The 17743-nt window shown below is 39.5% G+C and carries 13 protein-coding genes and 1 riboswitch; of the genes, 2 read left to right on the forward strand and 11 right to left on the reverse strand.

Annotated elements, in window-relative coordinates; all coding sequences use genetic code 11:
- Positions 1 to 5: 5 nt before the first annotated feature.
- From BFS30_RS26260 to BFS30_RS26295, 8 genes are all read right to left on the reverse strand, one after another.
- Positions 6 to 689 carry an SIR2 family NAD-dependent protein deacylase gene (locus BFS30_RS26260; protein ID WP_069382023.1) on the reverse strand — a complete coding sequence of 228 codons (684 nt, stop codon included), beginning with the start codon at positions 687 to 689 and terminating at the stop codon, positions 6 to 8.
- 172 nt (positions 690 to 861) lie between these two features.
- A complete protein-coding gene (locus BFS30_RS26265; protein ID WP_069382024.1) occupies positions 862 to 1443 on the reverse strand; it encodes a DUF6580 family putative transport protein in 582 nt (193 codons plus the stop codon).
- Positions 1444 to 1548: 105 nt separating this feature from the next.
- Positions 1549 to 2646 carry a DUF5074 domain-containing protein gene (locus tag BFS30_RS26270; protein ID WP_069382025.1) on the reverse strand — a complete coding sequence of 366 codons (1098 nt, stop codon included), beginning with the start codon at positions 2644 to 2646 and terminating at the stop codon, positions 1549 to 1551.
- Between the two features lie 34 nt (positions 2647 to 2680).
- Positions 2681 to 3790, reverse strand: a complete 1110-nt coding sequence (locus BFS30_RS26275; protein WP_069382026.1) for a cell surface protein — start codon at positions 3788 to 3790, stop codon at positions 2681 to 2683.
- A gap of 38 nt (positions 3791 to 3828) precedes the next feature.
- A complete protein-coding gene (locus BFS30_RS26280) occupies positions 3829 to 4944 on the reverse strand; it encodes a YncE family protein (RefSeq protein WP_069382027.1) in 1116 nt (371 codons plus the stop codon).
- Between the two features lie 26 nt (positions 4945 to 4970).
- Entirely contained in the window at positions 4971 to 5828 is an 858-nt protein-coding gene (locus BFS30_RS26285) for a cell surface protein (RefSeq protein WP_069382028.1), read from the reverse strand.
- Positions 5829 to 5851: 23 nt separating this feature from the next.
- Complete coding sequence (locus tag BFS30_RS26290; protein WP_069382682.1) at positions 5852 to 7003, reverse strand: YncE family protein; 1152 nt, start codon at positions 7001 to 7003, stop codon at positions 5852 to 5854.
- 26 nt (positions 7004 to 7029) lie between these two features.
- Positions 7030 to 9090 (reverse strand): TonB-dependent receptor plug domain-containing protein, encoded by a 2061-nt coding sequence (locus BFS30_RS26295; RefSeq protein WP_069382029.1) that lies wholly within the window; start codon positions 9088 to 9090, stop codon positions 7030 to 7032.
- A 97-nt stretch (positions 9091 to 9187) separates the two neighbouring features.
- A riboswitch (cobalamin riboswitch) is annotated at positions 9188 to 9394 on the reverse strand.
- 99 nt (positions 9395 to 9493) lie between these two features.
- On the opposite strand from BFS30_RS26295, the gene BFS30_RS26300 reads away from it, so the two are divergent.
- Positions 9494 to 10747, forward strand: coding sequence for a serine hydrolase (locus BFS30_RS26300; RefSeq protein WP_069382030.1), 1254 nt, complete (start codon positions 9494 to 9496; stop codon positions 10745 to 10747).
- Between the two features lie 309 nt (positions 10748 to 11056).
- On the opposite strand, the gene BFS30_RS26305 is transcribed toward BFS30_RS26300, so the two are convergent.
- The 3 genes from BFS30_RS26305 to BFS30_RS26315 all read right to left on the reverse strand — a co-directional run bounded on the left by BFS30_RS26305 (position 11057) and on the right by BFS30_RS26315 (position 14669).
- Positions 11057 to 11935 (reverse strand): polyphosphate kinase 2 family protein, encoded by an 879-nt coding sequence (locus BFS30_RS26305; RefSeq protein WP_069382031.1) that lies wholly within the window; start codon positions 11933 to 11935, stop codon positions 11057 to 11059.
- Positions 11936 to 12007: 72 nt separating this feature from the next.
- Entirely contained in the window at positions 12008 to 12736 is a 729-nt protein-coding gene (locus BFS30_RS26310) for a LytR/AlgR family response regulator transcription factor (RefSeq protein ID WP_069382032.1), read from the reverse strand.
- On the reverse strand, positions 12729 to 14669 hold the full coding sequence (locus BFS30_RS26315) for a tetratricopeptide repeat-containing sensor histidine kinase (protein ID WP_069382033.1): 1941 nt from the start codon (positions 14667 to 14669) through the stop codon (positions 12729 to 12731). The genes BFS30_RS26310 and BFS30_RS26315 overlap by 8 nt, the downstream gene beginning before the upstream one ends.
- 543 nt (positions 14670 to 15212) lie before the next feature.
- On the opposite strand from BFS30_RS26315, the gene BFS30_RS26320 reads away from it, so the two are divergent.
- Positions 15213 to 17678: a penicillin-binding protein 1A gene (locus BFS30_RS26320; RefSeq protein WP_069382034.1), complete on the forward strand. Its 2466-nt coding sequence runs from the start codon at positions 15213 to 15215 to the stop codon at positions 17676 to 17678.
- The last annotated feature ends 65 nt before the right edge of the window (positions 17679 to 17743 follow it).

Consider the following 17743-nt stretch of genomic DNA (forward strand, 5'->3'; position numbering starts at 1 on the left):
CCTGATTAACTCAGCAGTTGTAACAGTTCTTTCAAACCTTCGGTTGCTGTTTTTTCAATTCGGACTATTCTACTGCTGTCTCTCATTTCCGGTATTTTCGGATCGATGATATACCTCGGGCTTCTTCTGGGAACAAAATTCAGCAGATTTGCAGCGGGATATACTGCCAATGAACTGCCTATCAATACAAACAGATCTGCAGATCTGCAAATTCCAGCTGCTGCCTCGATCATAGGCACTGCCTCTCCAAACCATACCACATGTGCACGCAGCTGAGCCCCCAATTCACAAAGCTCGCCCATTTTTATTTCCCAGCCGTTTACAGGATAGGTCAATTCTGGATTGAGGTCTGATTGCGATCTGGTAATCACACCATGCAAATGGGTCACATTTGAAGATCCTGCTCTTTCATGCAGATCGTCAATATTCTGGGTAATAATCTGGACATCATAATGAGCCTCCAGCTCAACTAATCCCCTATGCGCATCATTTGGTTCGGCTGCCAGCACCTGCTTTCTTCTCTGGTTATAAAAATCCTGCACCAGTTCTGGATTTTTAAGCCAGGCTTCAGGCGTAGCTACATCATATACATTAAAGCCTTCCCACAACCCATCCGTGTCCCTAAAAGTTTTTAAACCACTTTCAGCACTAATTCCAGCACCCGTTAAGACGACCAGCTTCTTCTTCATAAATATCACGCTTCAGACCAAATATAGTAAAAAGGGTCGGTTAGCGAGCAAAACACATGCATCAGGACAAATTCCAGGGGAGACAAAATAAACCATGGTTCAGGATTTTGGAAAATAAAAATCCCGTAATGGTTTATGAACCATTACGGGATTAATATAACAAAGTAGCGGGTTAAGCTACTCTTGAATGGGTTAAACTCAAATTTGGATATTTAGCCTTAAGCATTTCGAAAGCACCAAACATAATGGCTCCATAAGCAAAGGTTCCATAAAGGAATTTTAGTTCAAATGGAATCGCCGCAACTAAACACGTCCAGTATCCGGCTAAAGTAGGTGCATATAAGCCAGGAATATACATTGCACTGATATCACTGATGATCCAGTGAACAAGAACCGCAGCAACTGAAGTCGTAATAAAGCTCAATACAGTCACTTTATTCATCATTACCTTACTTACAAATACCATCAATATGAAGGCAATATAGGTCCAATACCATCCACCATAGAAAAATCCAAACCCTGAAGTTTTTGCAATAAATAGATCACTCAATAATAAAATCAATAGTGGAAAAGCAAATGCTTTAATATTGTTATTGAAATATGCCCCTCCGAATAAAGCGATAGCCCCTACAGCAGAGAAATTAGCGATCACTTTAAAGTCACCGGAAAATGGAGCTGCAACACGGATAATGCTGACAAAAATGATAATCAATAATAAGATTATCGTACGCGGATTGAATTTAGATTCAGACATATTCATTTATAATTATAAAACAAAGTTATATTTTTTCCATCGGATAATAAAACGGGGAAATCCCTGTGATGGAATTTCCCCGTTTTTATTCTTATTTAAATCCCGTTAATGAAATACAAACATAGCCGGAAAATGGTACTTATCATAGCTAATGGTTTTATTCAGCTGCCCTGTTCCCGCATTATAAAAATATAGGTTGTTGACCGCATAATTTGCACCGTAGCCATCCTGAACAGTTGTAGTTACAATCTGATCGGTCTTTGCATAATATCCCAGGTTCTTTTTGTAGAAAGACTGCCGGTCAGGCGTGATAATAAAAGGTTTATCTAAAGAAGCCTTACTGCCAGCTACATATTTATAAATCTCTTTTCCACCACCAAAGCCCGGTGATTTCATAATAAACACTGCATTTTCTTTACTGGAAGCAATAATTGGAGATGAGAACCAGGCAAACCAGGTAGTACTCGGCGTAAAAGGCAATTCCACACTATCCGTTGCCAGGGTTTGCGGATCTGACTGATAAAGGTACTTACCTCCGGTATACCAAACTTTACCATTTGGTGTCCTTGCAAAACCAAGACTTACTCCTTTTATTTTTTTGGCTACCGAATAATCTGAAATATTATAAATTACCGCACCGTCAGACTGAGAAAGTGTATATACATATTTATCCGTCTTCAACATGTCTCCAACCTGTCCTTTAGTGCCCAAAAGACGCATTGCAGGTTTGAAAGTTTTAAGATTTACAAGATAAATACCATCACTACTACTCAATAGACCATCATTTTCATCGATTCCAACAAATGCACGCCAATCGTATTCAGAAGAGGCCGGGATTCGTCCCACTTCTTTCATCGTCTTTGCATCGGCCACCACAACTGGTCCGTTTATCTTACTTACTACATATAGATTTTTATTGAAGATCGTTCCAAATTGTACTGTGGAGCTTCCCGGCTCAAAACCTTTACCCGGATTCTCTTTTTGGAAAATGCTATCCTTTAATGTAGCACCGGCTGCATTAAAAAAGCTGACAGATCCGGTACCATGTCCAAACCATCCTTCATTGATGATAAAAAAACCATCTTCATATTTACCCGTCACCTGACTCAATTCTGCTTCCGCAGGGGCATCTTTCTTACAGGAGAATAACGCTGCAGATAAAAATACTGCAGTTGCTACACTCTTAAAATTTGTCATTTTCATTTACTATCGTTACTTACTGATTTACAATCTCTTTTTATTTTACCAGGCTCAGGTCTTCAACACCAATCACTTCTGTCGATAATTCTCCTAGCCAACCCATATTGGCCTGTATTGCAGTCTGGATCCTAATGAAATCAATTCCTCCCAATGCCACACTTTTACCATCTTTATCTACTGCCTTTGCAATATCTATCTTATCTCCGCCAACCGTATTATCGGCATACCCCCATGCGAAAGGAGTACTTGTGATATAGGAAGGGTTAGACATATTAATGCCGGTAGAAGGTAATAAAGACCCCTTTAGGGTATATGTATTACCCGTTATCCATTCCGGGAAATAAGATTGCTTGTGGAAACTATTCGTTTTAACCACACCGGTATTACCATCACTATCTTTCCACGGTACATCTGCGGTTGTCGGTACAGGTCTGGTATAGGTAACTGAATAATTGCGCCTGTATCCCGTTTTGTTAAATTCGCTGCCGGAGATTTCATACCAGGTATCATCCGCTAATCCATTTCCGTTTTCATCCTGCATCACCCAAACAATTCCTGGCTCTGCAAAATTTGGCATTGGATTTCCATAAACAATGATGTCATCTTTACCAGTTTCATTAATTACCGTATGGTCAAACCCAAGGACAATATATCCTCCCCAGGCGCCAAGGGTTACCATTCCCTTTTTACCCAGAATCCCCTGAGCACTCACCAGGTTTCCAGGCGCTTTATTAATAAACTGTCCGGGAGCAGGAGAATATTCCAGTAATTTCGTAACAAAACTATTGCTGGTCGGTGTAACCGGAACAGTAGGAACGCCTACATTCAGTGTATAATCATAGGTAAATTCAGTACCGCTTGCTTTTGCAGTATAAGCAATACTATAAATACCCGACTTAGGTGGCGTAAATTCGAAAGAACCTGCTGTAGTTTTAATGACTCCATCCAGTGTCCAGCTCTGTTCCACCAGCACACCATTCTCCACGGCTGCAGAAAAATTAATTTTCTCATTCACCTTTCCGTTTAAGGCTTTATCGGTTACGGCCATCTTTACAGATAATACAGGTTGTTCTTCTTTGTCCTTTTTGCAGGATGTCAAAACGCTAAAACTCAATAGCGCAATAGCGAGGCAATGTTTGATTTTCATTTGTTTATACTTTAGGGGGATAATTTGATGATTATGAATTATTTATAACCATATCTGAATACTGCAGCCTGAGGATTGGTACCTGTAGAGAAAGAGAATTTATGTTTACCATCTTCACTAAACCCAAAGAGCATTCCATCTCCGGTATAATCCTTTGCATCGGCTACAAAGAAAGTATTGTCCAATGGATTTAAAGTTACTGCATAAGCCGAAGTAACCACGGTAGCATCAGTTATTAAATTACCTTTAAGCGCTCCTGTGGAGACGTCAAGGGATTTCAGGTAAGGCCCTGGATTATATCCTATAGCAAACCCTTTGTTTTTTGTGATTTTTAAAAATGATGGGCCCGATTTATCATCACTGCTTACTCTGGTATCGGTAACACTACTTAGTTTATCTATTGTTGCCGGAATTGAAGGCTGGTACTGACCTCTGGTCATTACAAATAAATCTCCGTTTTCAGTAGCTGAGATTCTGGCAGGATTTAAACCCATAGGAATCTCTTTAATTTTAGCAAAAGTGTTCAGGTCTACAACAGATACAGAGGACTTAATATCCGAAGGAAAAAACGGATGTACAGAATTGGTCACATATAATTTGTTATTTACAATCGCCAATTCTTCTAATGCACCACCAACTTTAACCCTCGTCTCAATTGCCAGACTTGCTGTATCAATTTTTGTAATGTTTCCATCATATCCGGAAACATAGGCTTTGTTCTTATTAAAGACTATAAAACGAGGCATAAATCCACCATTGGCGTCTGAAAAAGCAATGCGTTTTATAGATTTACCAGTACTGATGTTCAACACTTCAATATAAGAATCCTTTGCGGCAACAGTTGTTCCGGTAATGAGACAATAAATTTTGCTGCCATATTGCTGCAAGTCGTTGGCGTTTGACCCCAGGTCTTTGCCATTTTGTTTTTTGAAATAATCTTTTTCTGTTGTTTTTGTGGCAATATCATAATAACTAATGCTGCTACTGGTGCTGTTGGTAACGGTATTGTATGCGCCCTCATTCAACACATATACACCTATTGTAGAAACCGGGCCTGGCTCAATAACCGGCATTTTATCTTTCTTACAAGAAGAAACGGCAGCCATAAACACGGCAGCTACTGCAATTGATTTTAAAGTACTTTTTAATTCCATATTTGTATGTTTTTATAATGTTTAGTTTATTTAATAAGACTGAGGTCCGTAACACTGGTCAGCTCTGTGGAAAGCTCCCCTACTGATTTCATGTTTGCCTGAATACCGGTTTGTATCTTAATAAAATCAATCCCCGTTAAGCTGATGTTTTTTCCATCCTTATCAATTGCTTTCGCAATATCTATCTGATCTCCGCCTGCGATGTTATCGGCATATCCGAAAGCAAAGGGTAGACTAGTCACAAATGCCGGGTTCATCATATTTATATTTGATGAAGGAAGCAAAGTACCTTTCAAGGTATATTCGGCACCGCTGATCCAGTCAGGGAAATAGGACTGACTGTGGAATGTATTTGCCTCAATCAAACCCGTATTCCCCTTATTATCCTTCCAGGAAACATCTCCGTTAACCGGCGTAGGTTTGGTATAAGTAACCTCGTAATTGCGGATATATCCAGCTTTACCAAATTCACTCCCTGCAATCTCATACCAGATATCATCAGGCTGGCCATTTTTATTTTCATCCTTCATCACCCACACGACTCCGGGTTCCGCAAAATTTGACTGAGCATTCCCCTTCACCAAAATATCAGGAAGATCTTTCCGATTGATTACAGTATGGTCAAATCCAAGAACGATGTATCCTCCCCAGGCACCGAGACTTACGATTCCTTCCTTTTTCAGAATACTTTGCGCTGATTCCATACGGCCGGATCCGAGATTGATAAACTGACCGGGAGCAGGAACATATTCGAATAAGCGGGTAACAAAGGCAGTATTTTCAGGAACCTCGGGAATAACCGCAGCTGTTTCCCCGTCTTTCTTACATCCTGATAAAAGAGCTGTTGCAATAAGTGCTGATGTCAGATAGTGTCTGGTATTCATTTTAATTCAGTTAATAGAAGTTATTATTTATAAACAAATGCAAAATGTGCCGGAATATCTCCCGCTGTCACTGACCATTTCTTTAATCCCTGCGGACTAAAACAATACACCACTCCTGGCGAAACGTAATCACCGGCATCAGTCACAAATACCTCTTTGGTAAAAGGATCAACAGCAATACCATAAGGAATGACAATGCTTTTATCCGTTCCGTCAGTAATAAATTTTTTATCCAGAACCTGCTCTTCATTCACATCAAGCATGCCATAAGTAACGGTGGTTTCTCCTGTATTATGGTTCCATTCCGAGCCATAGAAATAAGCAATATCATTATTAATCGTCAGGTTACTCACTGCCAGATCAAACTGCTTCTTTACCTTGTCTGTTTTGGTATCGATCACAAACATTTTGGACTTTGTTTCCAGATAATCACCTCTTGAAGTCACATATAAATCACCATATTTATCTGCTTTTAGCCGATGAAGATTAATGGCAACGTCAATTCTTTTGGTCTCTGTGAAGGAATTTAAGTCGATCACAGAAACGGTCCTCTCATAGTTTTCCGGACTGTAACCTCCAGAATTGGCGACATATAGTTTACTTCCAATAATGGCCATCTCTTCTGGTTGACGGCCTACTTTCACTCTTTTTTCTTCCGTTAAGGAAGCGGTATCAATCTGCGCAACAATACCATTCGGCTCAGCGGCATTTCCAACCTCTCCTAAATAGGCGCTGACATAAGCTTTACCATTTTTGAAGGTGATATAACGACAGTTGACAATATTAATCTGCTGCAGCCTTTTACCGGTTTTTACGTCTAACACTTCCACTTTATTGGAAACATTTACTACGATATATAGTTTTGATCCATAAATCCCAACATCATTCGCTACATCACCAAGTCCTTTTACCTGTGTAGGATTGGCTTCATTATAAATATTTCTTCTATATATTCCTGTTCTGAAATCCATGTAATCAAGTGAGGCTTTATTCATCCCCATATTCCCCTCATTTACCAGGTAAAAACCTTTGGCCGGACGGGCTGGCTCAGGAGCAATCACCTCTTCTTGTTCTTCTTTGATCACCTGTGGGTCTTTACGGCAAGCGCTGGTCAGCGTCATTGCCATCAACAGGATGCTCAGGATGTTCTGGTGTTTAAGTTTGATTCTTTTCATTGGTTTCATTTATCTATAAGCTATTGCTAATAATCATAAGTCAGGCTAAACCGGTAGGAACGGCCAGGCATAGGGTAATTGGTAATGACCTCGTAGGCCTGATTAAACATATTATTCATTTCTGCAGTAACCCTTACTTTTCTTTTATGAATAACCGCATGATAGTGAATGGCCATATCATGGGTATAAAAAGGCTGAACATAATTCTGAGCAATGTTGGCCGACTGGTCATAACGTTCTCCTGTATACAAATAGCTGTAGTTCATGGCCAGATTTTTATAGGATACACTTGCCAGAAAAGTAATGTTATGTAATGGGATATATGGAATCTGATGTTTATATGTTGTAGAAGTCCTTTCCGTATTCAGGGCCTGCTGATAAGTATAGTTGATACCTGCATTTAGGCTTAATTCCTTATTCAGCTGCCATGCCGATTGTACATTGACATCCAAACCTTTAATCTCCACCTGCCCCAGGTTTCTCATACTCCACATGGCTTGTGATGTTCCGGGAACCGCAACGATTTTATCTTTCACCTTATTAAAATAAGCATCTGTTTGTATAGAAAATTGCGTTAATGCCCTGTTTTCATATCCTTTTATATAAGTAAAGCCCAGATCGTATTGTTTGGTATATTCAGGTTTAAGTATAGTAAACTGATAAAAGGCATAATACAAATCATTAAATGTCGGCATCCGGAATATGCTCTTGTAAAAAGAACGAATCCTAAACTCTTTCTGATCAAATGGCTGCCAGGATATCATAATGGTTGGCGTAAGTTCATTCTTATTCCCCGCAGCAGGCCCACTTTTCACCTTATCGTAGGTCAAAGTACTTAGCAAATTCGCCTGGATATCCAGTCTGTCGAAGTGGACTTGCGTAGCCAATGCATTTAAAAAGGTATTCCTGATGGGGTAAGCAAAGCGATAGAGATTTGCATTCATATCATTAATCTGATAGTCTGTCGACCATACCACATCCCAAAAATGATTGATTTTTACTTTATTTGCCAATGACAGATACAATTCCTGCTGATGATATTTGTTGTTCAAAAGCCCTGTTGTCGTCACAATATCCGGGTTCAGATAGCGCAGATAATCATTGGAATATTTAGCGGAAGCCATCAGACTATACTTTCCTATAGTCTTTTCATAGGCTGATTGAGCAAAGAAATTACGATTCCACATCCGTTGGGAAAAATGCCATACATTGGCAACAATAGCTCCGGGCAAACCCTGATTATCATTGTAACCATACAACTTAACACTCCATTTGCTGCTATCCCGAAGGATTCCGTTCAGTCCCAGTTCCAGCCTCATTGCCTCCACATCCCCATCTGTTCTTACTCCTGTGGTATCCCATACCCCATTTGTCGAACGAAATTTATAACGTCCATTAGCCTTTTTAAACTCAGCGCTCAACGTACTATAAGTATGTTCCGAAATTTTATGCTGCCATAGTAATGAAGGATTAACCAGACCAAAAGAACCTGTTCTGATTACACCCTTAAACCGGTTATTTCTCCCCTCTTCAAAACTCGGCTGTCTCGCTTTCAGATATAAGGAACTTGCAGAAGCAAAACTTTTGGCAGATTGCAAAACATTGCTTTTCTGCCCGTTATACAATTCGATCTCTTCAATATTATCCAGGGAAAACTTCCCCAGGTCTACTTGTCCGTTCTGTGCATTTCCTAATTGTACTCCATCATAAAAAACCGCGGTATGATTGGTCCCCATACTACGTACATTGATGGTCTTCAGTCCACCAATACCTCCGTAGTCTTTCAGTTGTACTCCTGAAAAGAAGCGAACTGCGTCAGCAACAGAAAGACTGTTCAGTTTTTCCAGATCAGCACCAGAAAGAATCTGTAAAGGAGTAGAAGAAGTCTGACGCCGGGTAATCTTGATGGTCTTGATTTGTACTTCTTTCAGCTGGTTGATCTTTTCCAGCGAATCTTTTCTGGATCGCTTTAAAGAATCCGTTTGGGCAAACAAATTTAAAGGCATAGCCAACCCAAGCCAGCTGATGGCAAGAAAAGTAAAAAAACAAGGATTTATACCTTTAATGGTAAAATTGTTTCTTCTCATTTTTGTTGTGAGTTATTTACCCACAGCAAACAGTTCGATCAAGGAAATGAAATACAAAAAACAAGCACTCACTCCAAGCTTCAATCCCCGAAAGCTATGAAATATTACACCTACTGGCAGGTCTTCTGACTTACTCCCGGATATCCTGCCTTCCCAATCTATACCGGAACATTTCCGGATCGGACAAGTGGCTTCGATTTGAATACCGTTATGGAGCTTACAGCTGCGGGACAGTTACGGAATCACACCGTATTCCCTTTTAATCCCGATGAAACCACCGGGAACCAAAAGCGAGGCAAAGGTACTCAAATATCCAGCTAACAACAAACTTTATCAATTGATATACTATTTAGCTTTTCCTTACTATCTTAGGAATAATATTTTTATTAACAATAAGACAACGATGAAGACGAATATTCCAACCCTGCTCATCCTTATACTCAGCTTGAACACTATGGCACAACAGACTGATACTATACTTATTGAACAATTAATGCAAAAAAATCCGGAGCTCTTTTCCAATATCCTGAACCACCCACAAAAAAACCAGGTACAATTATTATATACCCAGGTAAACAGGAATAATAAAAACATACCCAGTTTTAAAACCTATAGCTATAACCTGGACAACCACCGGTACTTCTACCCTGCCAGTACGGTAAAACTGGCGGCTGTGATCTTTGCTCTGGAGAAAATCAATGAGCTGAAGTTAAGTGTAAAAGATCTCAGTTCAAAAAGTACAATGATCACCGATTCAGCTTATGCCGGCCAGACTAAGGTATTGAAAGACAGCAGCTCTGCAGATGGATTGCCTTCCGTAGCGCATTACATCAAAAAGATCCTGCTGACCAGCGACAATGATGCTTTTAACCGCCTCTTCGAATTTATTGGAAGGGCCGAAATCAACGCCAGGTTAAAAAAACATGGCTTTAACGACAGCAGAATCCTCAACAGACTAGCTATCGGTGATTCCGGCGAACCAGCTAAACATACCAATCCAATCCAGTTTTATCATCAGGACAAACTCATCTATTCCCAACCGGAACAATACGATCCCAAAGAATACCCTCTTCAGCTGACAAATACCATCATGGGTAAAGGTTATCTGGACAGCGCCGAGCGGCTCGTTAACAAACCTTTTAGCCTGGAGAACAAAAATGCGTTTAGCATCTCCGATCAACAGGCCATGATGAGGAAACTCATCAGCCCCGAAGCCTTTCCTGAACAGGAAAGGTTTAACCTGAGCCCCGAAGATTATAAGTTGATCTATACCCATATGAGTAAACTACCCACCGAAAGTATTTACCCTTCTTATAATGCCACAGAGTTCTGGCCAGCTTACGCTAAAATGCTATATTATGGACGAGAAAAGGATGCCGTCATTGAACCCAATATCCGGATATTTAATAAATACGGCGATTCTTATGGCTTCATCATTGATAACGCCTATATCGTAGATTTCAAAAACAAAGTAGAATTCTTTCTTACCGCAGTTGTACAATCCAATGATGATGGTATTTATAATGACAATAAATATGAATATGAGACCGTTTGCTATCCTTTCATGGGAAATATAGGACGCATCATCTATCAATATGAATTGGAAAGAAAACGAGATAAAATGCCTGACCTAAGCAAGTTCAGACTCGCTTACTAATTCGTCCATTAAAGGAAAAAGAAGCATTTTATTCAAAGGCTGAAATCTTCACCCTGAAGGGGGCAAATATTTCTATGCCTTTTCATAATACGCATCTTTTTTTTAAAAACCTACCGGTTACAGCGCTCACGCCATCATTTCCAGCTATTGGCTTAAACATGTGTATTCAACCATTCCATCCCATCCCGCAATTCAATCCCGCTATTCCACTTTGCTATTCAGCAAAAAGAAGTTTTCTGTGAGACGGCATAGAAATTCTTGCCCCCTTCAGGGCAAAAGGTTTCAGCCGTCGAATAGAATGCTTCTTTTTCATTCTTTAAGGAGCAGCTCCTTTATTTCGTCTAGTTTTTTTGCTTCCTCTTCTGCAAGAACAGGAAACTTAAGATCCAGCCGGTTAAAATGTTCTTCAAGAATCTGACTGATTGCCAGCCTGGCGTGCCATTTTTTATCTGCAGGAATGATATACCAGGGCGCCTGTTCTGTAGAAGTCTCTTCTATAGCCGTCTCATAAGCTTTCATATATTCATCCCATCTTCCACGTTCGGTAATATCCGAAGAAGAAAACTTCCAGTTTTTTGCAGGATCATTTATACGATCCAGAAAACGTGATTTTTGCTCTTCTTTAGAAACATTAAGAAAGATCTTAATGATGGTTATTCCATTTTCAGAGATGTGCTGCTCAAAACTACGGATGCTTTCGTATCTCTTTTTCCAGAATTTATCATCGATAAGTTTCAGGTCCTGATAACCCGGAATATTTTCATTCAGGACATATTCCGGATGAACTTTACAAACGAGTACATTTTCATAGTGTGAGCGGTTATGGATACCAATCCGGCCTCTTTCGGGAAGCGCCTTGTAATGACGCCATAAAAAATCATGTTCATATTCTTCAGATGTCGGCGCCTTAAAGCTGTATACCTGACAGCCCTGCGGGTTTAAGCCCGACATGACATGAGAAATCGCACTGTCCTTTCCCGCTGCATCCATAGCCTGAAAAAGAATAAGAATAGAATGAGAATTCGCTGCATATAATGTTTCCTGTAGCTTGCTCAATCTTTCCTTAACCTCATCCATCTCCTCTTTACCATCTTCCTTTTCCTGATCACCATTGTAACTGGTCTGATGATCTTTCAATAAAACTTTCTTTCCCGGAACGGCCAGGTATTTTTCGATCTCCTTTTTCATTCATTGATAGTTTACACGTACTTGTTTAAATATAATGATACGAGTGCACATTACAGCATTCGGATGCGATTTTCATCCCAGCTCCCTGAGCCGGTCCCGCAAATCCTTTCCTTTTCGAATAGAGATAGGAACCGTCATTCCATTACTTAAAATGATGGCATTGCTTTTTTTAAGGCTGACAATATGGTGAAGATTAATCAGATAAGACTGATGACACCTTAAGAAAATCTTATCCGGCAAAATGGCTTCATAATGTTTTAAAACTTTTGAGGTAACCACTTCTTTTCCATTTGATAAATAAAAAGTAGTGTAGCCGCCATCAGACTTACAGTAAATCAAATCTTTATAATCCACCAAAATGGTATAATTCTGGCCACTCAGGGTTATTTTACTGAAATCACCAGTAAAATTATTCACTGCTCCTTTTATCTGCAGGTTATTTAAAGCATTCCTTTTCGTTGCCTTTTCAATTGCCAGATAAAACTCATCTGCAATAATTGGTTTTAATAAATAATCAATTGCACCGGCCTTTAAAGCCCTGATGGCATATTCGTCAAAACTGGTAATAATGACCGCCACAAAATCAGGATCGTCGAATTTCTCCAGTAAATCAAGCCCTGTTTCGCCAGACAGTTGGATATCCAGTAAAATTAAATCCGGATTATGTCTGATAATTTCCTCATAGGCGTCCTTTATGTTATTACATTCCGCAACAACGTGGACATGCTCCAGTTTTTCCAGCAAAATGCGGCAAACACTGCAAATGTGGGGTTCATCATCTATTAAAATAACCTTAATCATAATCAGTTATAATTGGAATTGTCAACTTTACGACCAGCCCCTTCTGCCCATCGTCACGTGGATTCATCTCAAAGGAAGACCTGTTGCCGGTTTCCTTATTCAAAAGGGCCAGACGTTCTTTAATGATTTGGATCGAAAATGATTTTTTACCCTGCTTGTGAATCTGATGACTCAGGCCATGACCATTGTCCTTAACCTCACACACCAGATGCACACCCTGCAAAAATATTTTCAGCTCCAACAGACCTCTGTCAATCATGTTCTTAAAAGCATGTTCAATAGCATTTTCAATGATCGGCTGCAAAAGCATATTCGGTATCTTAATCTCCTCCATCACCAGGTCGTCGGCAACATCAAAGATGTACTCAAATTTGTTTGTAAACCGGATCTGTTGCAGCTCGATATAATTCCTGAGAATATTCAATTCGTCGTCCAGATAAATGTATTTATTTCTTGAATTTTCAAGTATCAGACGGTTTAACACCGCGTACTTATTCAGGTAAGAGATAGCCAGGTCATTCTTATGCTCATAGATCTCCTTTTGAATAGCGCTTAATGCATTTGCTATAAAATGAGGATTCATCTGGGCGAGTCGGAGACGTTGTTCCAGATCAATCGCCCTGTGTTTCTCTTTAAGCCTGAGCTGGCGATAATAAAAAAAGATACTGGTCGCTAATAGAATGAATATTGCGGAAAGGAGAACTGTTCTTTGCTTAATGACGGTCGACTTTAAGCTGTTTTCTGAAGCCAGTTTTTCTATTTTATCATTTTGTGCCTTTACCTGATAAATAACTTCAGCATTTTTAAGTGCCTTTGCTTTCTCACTATCGTAATTATTCCTCGCAAACTTCTGATAGGCCTTAATCAGGATATCCAGATCTGCATTCTTTTTTGTTTGTAAAGCAAAGGCTATTAAACCGGTAATGATCTTTTCTTTGCTGGTATAATCTGACACAGTTGCTTTAAAAAAGTAACTCTTGGCATGCTGATAATATTGATTTGCTTTTTTCAAGGAACCCAATTTAAGGTAGTTTAAAGCAAGTTCGGTTGCAACGTCATTATTAATGATCATTCTGGTACTATCCAAACCGGCAAAACTTTCCTCGGCAGTGTAGATCGCACTATCGATTTTATTCTGCCTTACGTAAATACGGCTTTGCAAACGGTTATATTCCATTTGCATGACCTCATTTATTTTTTTATTTGCTGACAGGTATGTTTTAGATCTTTTTAAATAAAAAAGAGCACTATCAATCTGGTTTGATTGTTCATATAAATTCGCAAGATTGTAATACACGGCCTTAAGAGTAGTCCCTTTTGTCTGTCCGCCGGATAGGTTCAGTTTTATTGATTTCAACAGAAGTCCCCGACTTTTCTTAAGATCTTTATCCAGTTCCAGAATATAAGCATAGTAACCGTAGATATTCGCTAACGTTACATTATAAACTCGTGTACTCTGTCCTGGCTGCTTAATTAAAGCTTCATATTCTGCCTTTTTAATATAATTGATGGCTCTCTCGCTGTCGCCAAGGCTGGCGTATAAAAGTGAAGCCCCCCTTAAAACATCAATATACTCCTTTCTTGCAGTATGGGGATAGTTTTTAAAATAATTGTAAGCGATATTATTACAGATCAAAGCCTGATCGAACTGACCCAATTCTGAGTAACAATCACACTTAAACAGATTGATATAAGCAATAGCGAGCGTATCAGCAGCATATCTTTTTTCTGCGTCTGATAAAATCTCCAATGTTTTCTTAGGATCGGAAATGTCAGTATTTTCGTTGGTTATTTTACTAAAAATTGCATTCAATTCTCCAGATAACCTATCCTTTAAGGGTTGATTTTCAATAACTTTATTAGTCTTTTGGCAAGAAAAAAATGCAAAACAAAAAGCTAAAACAGCAGCATACCTGTAAAAATATGTTTTCATTATAGGGTGATCTTTTATAACGCTAAAGCCGGATCAGAGACGATTGATTTTAAGAAAAACAACCATACCATTTCCGCTTTCAGCAGTAAGGTATACAAAGTGCATAAATTATTTATTAATTGTAGAAATCAAATTAAATTTCCGTTCCGGTTTCAGCAAAGGCCTATTCTTCCTGATGATCTAAATGGTTTATCGCAACCTTAAATCAGCATCATTCATTTACAGATTGAGGGTATGAATACAAACGTCATACCTATATAGAAATACAGATACGGACCAATAGGATAGAGAAATAGGGAAAAAATTTTTGTGTTCAGCTTCTCTCATCAAACCATTATGACAATAAAGATTACTGTTTAACTTTTAGACAGTTGCCCAAACCCTTTGCTACTGTTGTATAAAACAAGAAATCACGGCTTTGCTTCCTGTCGCGTTTAATTTAAATATAGAATAAAATTTAAGTAAATTAATTACGTTAATTTGTACTGCAAGTTTTAACACTATTTAACACTAACTGTTTTACGTTTTTTTGATCTTTATCTCATGTTTAAAGAAATTCGCAATAAGTATATCCGTTATTCAAGCATATTCCTGTTTTGCATTATTATCTTCTTTTGCGCATTGCAACTCAACTTTTTATGGTTATTTGGATACTCTCCATCCTATAAAGACATCAAATCACCTACCCTTAGTGTCGGCTCCGAGCTTTACACTTCAGACGGAAAACTAATTGGACGTTACTTTAAAGAAAACCGGACACCGGTAAGTTTCAATGAGATTGCGCCAAGTGTCATTAAAGCCTTAGTAGCGACTGAGGATGTCAGGTTTTACAGTCATATGGGAATTGACTTCCGTTCTTTACTTTCCAGCGGTCTCTCTACTGCTACCGGCGATAAACGTGGCGCGAGTACCATTACACAACAACTTGCCAAAAACCTTTACCGTACCAGATACAATAAATCGCAGGGTTTTATCAAACATATACCTGTTGTACGTACGATCATCTCTAAGCTAAAGGAATGGATGACCGCAGTAAAACTGGAATCCAATTATCCTAAAGATGACATCATCACGATGTACCTCAATACAGTATCATTTGGGAACAATGCCTATGGAATTAAAACTGCCGCCAGAGTATATTTTGATAAAGAAACCAATGAACTACAGGTACCGGAATCAGCAATGCTGGTCGGAATGCTGAAAGGTACGACCACTTATAATCCAATCAGAAACCCTGCGAAAGCACTGGAACGAAGAAACGTGGCGCTCGCTCAGATGAATAAATATAATTACATCAGCACTGAGGAGCTCAACACCTATAAAAACACTCCTATAAAACTCAAAGAAGGAAGCGTAGATGCGGGCAGTGATGGAGATTCTTACCTTAGAGCGGCTGTAGACAAATACCTGGAAAAATGGGCCGCTGATAACAATTATGATCTTTATGAAGATGGTTTAAAAATCTATACCACCATCGACTCCAAACTTCAGAAGTATGCAGAAGAGGCTGTGGCTGAACAGATGAAAACTATCCAGAGAAGGTTTTATAGTGTTTGGGGCAACGAAGATCCCTGGGAAGATTCTGAAAAGAAAAAGGTAGACTATCCGGATCGCGCCATGCGCAAACTACCGATCTATGCCTTGCTGGAAAAAAAATACAGCAACTCTCCTGACTCCGTAACTGCCTATTTCAATAAAAAGAAAAAAATGAAAATCTTCACCTGGAAAGGTGACCGTGATACCCTTTTCTCCACTATGGATTCGATCCGTTATTATGGTAAAATCATGAATACAGGAATGATGACCATGGATCCTTTCAGTGGTAAAATCAAAGTCTGGGTGGGTGGTATTGACCATAAATTCTTTAAATACGACCATGTTAACCAGAGCAAAAGACAGGCAGGCTCCACCTTTAAACCTTTCGCTTATCTTGCCGCATTGGAAGAAGGAATGAGTCCATGTGATAAATTCACAGATAAGCCGGTCAAAATCAAGTATCAGGAAAATGGTAAAACGGAATACTGGGAGCCTAAAAATGCAGATTGGAATTTTAGCTACAGGGAAATGTCCCTACGCTGGGCGATGGGTAAATCGGTAAACACGATTACCGCACAGGTAACAGAGGCTGTAGGAGCAGAAAATGTGGTAAAATGGGCACATGAATGTGGTATCGAAAGCCCCCTCAAAACCGTACCTTCAGTAAGTTTGGGGCCAAATGACGTTACCGTATTTGAAATGGTAAGAGCCTATAGTACCTTCCTTAATGAAGGCGTAAGAACGGAGCCGATTCTGGTTGAAAAGATCACAGATCAGGACAATAACCTCATTGAAGAATTTAAAGCAAAAACAAAAAGGGTACTTTCTGAAGAGATTGCCTGGCTGATGCTTTACATGCTCAGAGGTGGAATGGAGGAACCAGGTGGTACTTCCCAGGCGCTCTGGGAATGGGACCTTTGGAAAAACAATAACCAGATTGGTGGAAAAACAGGAACCTCATCTGATTATGTGGATGCCTGGTACATGGGGGTTACCAAAGACCTGGTTACGGGTGTCTGGGTAGGTTGTGACGAACGTACCGCACATTTCAAAAACGGAGAAACAGGCGAAGGTTCAAGAACAGCTTTACCTATTTTTGCTAAGTTCATGGAAAAAGTTTATCATGATCCCAGCACAGGATATACTTACGGTGCCTTCCCTAAATCAAAAGTTAAGATTACCAGAGAAATCAATTGTCCAAGTCCGAGGATTCGGGTAGACACCTCCAGTTCTGATAGTCTGGCAGTAGATTCCACAGGAGTCGCCCCTCCGGTGGTGGAAGAACAACAACCAGTACTGAAAGAAGAAGATATTATCAAAACTGAGGAGAAAAAAACTCCTGAACCTGTTAAACAGCCTGTTGCAGAGGTTCCTTTAACCAGAAAGGAAAAAAGAGAGCTGAGAAAGAAACAGCGTGAAGAAGAGAAAGAAAAGGAACGTATTAAAAAAGAACAGGAAAAGAATAACCAATAAAGAAGGATGACGATGCCCCGCCCCCAAAAAGGTCCGGGGCATTTGCTCGCAGTTTCCTGCTTAAA

It is taken from the genome of Pedobacter steynii (assembly GCF_001721645.1).
Classification (GTDB): Bacteria; Bacteroidota; Bacteroidia; order Sphingobacteriales; family Sphingobacteriaceae; genus Pedobacter; species Pedobacter steynii_A.

What these genes read in the sequence shown, in the direction of transcription:
- BFS30_RS26260 (WP_069382023.1), bottom strand. Translation starts at nt 689, where the DNA reads ATGAAGAAGAAGCTGGTCGTCTTAACGGGTGCTGGAATTAGTGCTGAA.
- BFS30_RS26265 (WP_069382024.1), bottom strand. Translation starts at nt 1,443, where the DNA reads ATGTCTGAATCTAAATTCAATCCGCGTACGATAATCTTATTATTGATT.
- BFS30_RS26270 (WP_069382025.1), bottom strand. Translation starts at nt 2,646, where the DNA reads ATGAAAATGACAAATTTTAAGAGTGTAGCAACTGCAGTATTTTTATCT.
- BFS30_RS26275 (WP_069382026.1), bottom strand. Translation starts at nt 3,790, where the DNA reads ATGAAAATCAAACATTGCCTCGCTATTGCGCTATTGAGTTTTAGCGTT.
- BFS30_RS26280 (WP_069382027.1), bottom strand. Translation starts at nt 4,944, where the DNA reads ATGGAATTAAAAAGTACTTTAAAATCAATTGCAGTAGCTGCCGTGTTT.
- BFS30_RS26285 (WP_069382028.1), bottom strand. Translation starts at nt 5,828, where the DNA reads ATGAATACCAGACACTATCTGACATCAGCACTTATTGCAACAGCTCTT.
- BFS30_RS26290 (WP_069382682.1), bottom strand. Translation starts at nt 7,003, where the DNA reads ATGAAAAGAATCAAACTTAAACACCAGAACATCCTGAGCATCCTGTTG.
- BFS30_RS26295 (WP_069382029.1), bottom strand. Translation starts at nt 9,090, where the DNA reads ATGAGAAGAAACAATTTTACCATTAAAGGTATAAATCCTTGTTTTTTT.
- BFS30_RS26300 (WP_069382030.1), top strand. Translation starts at nt 9,494, where the DNA reads ATGAAGACGAATATTCCAACCCTGCTCATCCTTATACTCAGCTTGAAC.
- BFS30_RS26305 (WP_069382031.1), bottom strand. Translation starts at nt 11,935, where the DNA reads ATGAAAAAGGAGATCGAAAAATACCTGGCCGTTCCGGGAAAGAAAGTT.
- BFS30_RS26310 (WP_069382032.1), bottom strand. Translation starts at nt 12,736, where the DNA reads ATGATTAAGGTTATTTTAATAGATGATGAACCCCACATTTGCAGTGTT.
- BFS30_RS26315 (WP_069382033.1), bottom strand. Translation starts at nt 14,669, where the DNA reads ATGAAAACATATTTTTACAGGTATGCTGCTGTTTTAGCTTTTTGTTTT.
- BFS30_RS26320 (WP_069382034.1), top strand. Translation starts at nt 15,213, where the DNA reads ATGTTTAAAGAAATTCGCAATAAGTATATCCGTTATTCAAGCATATTC.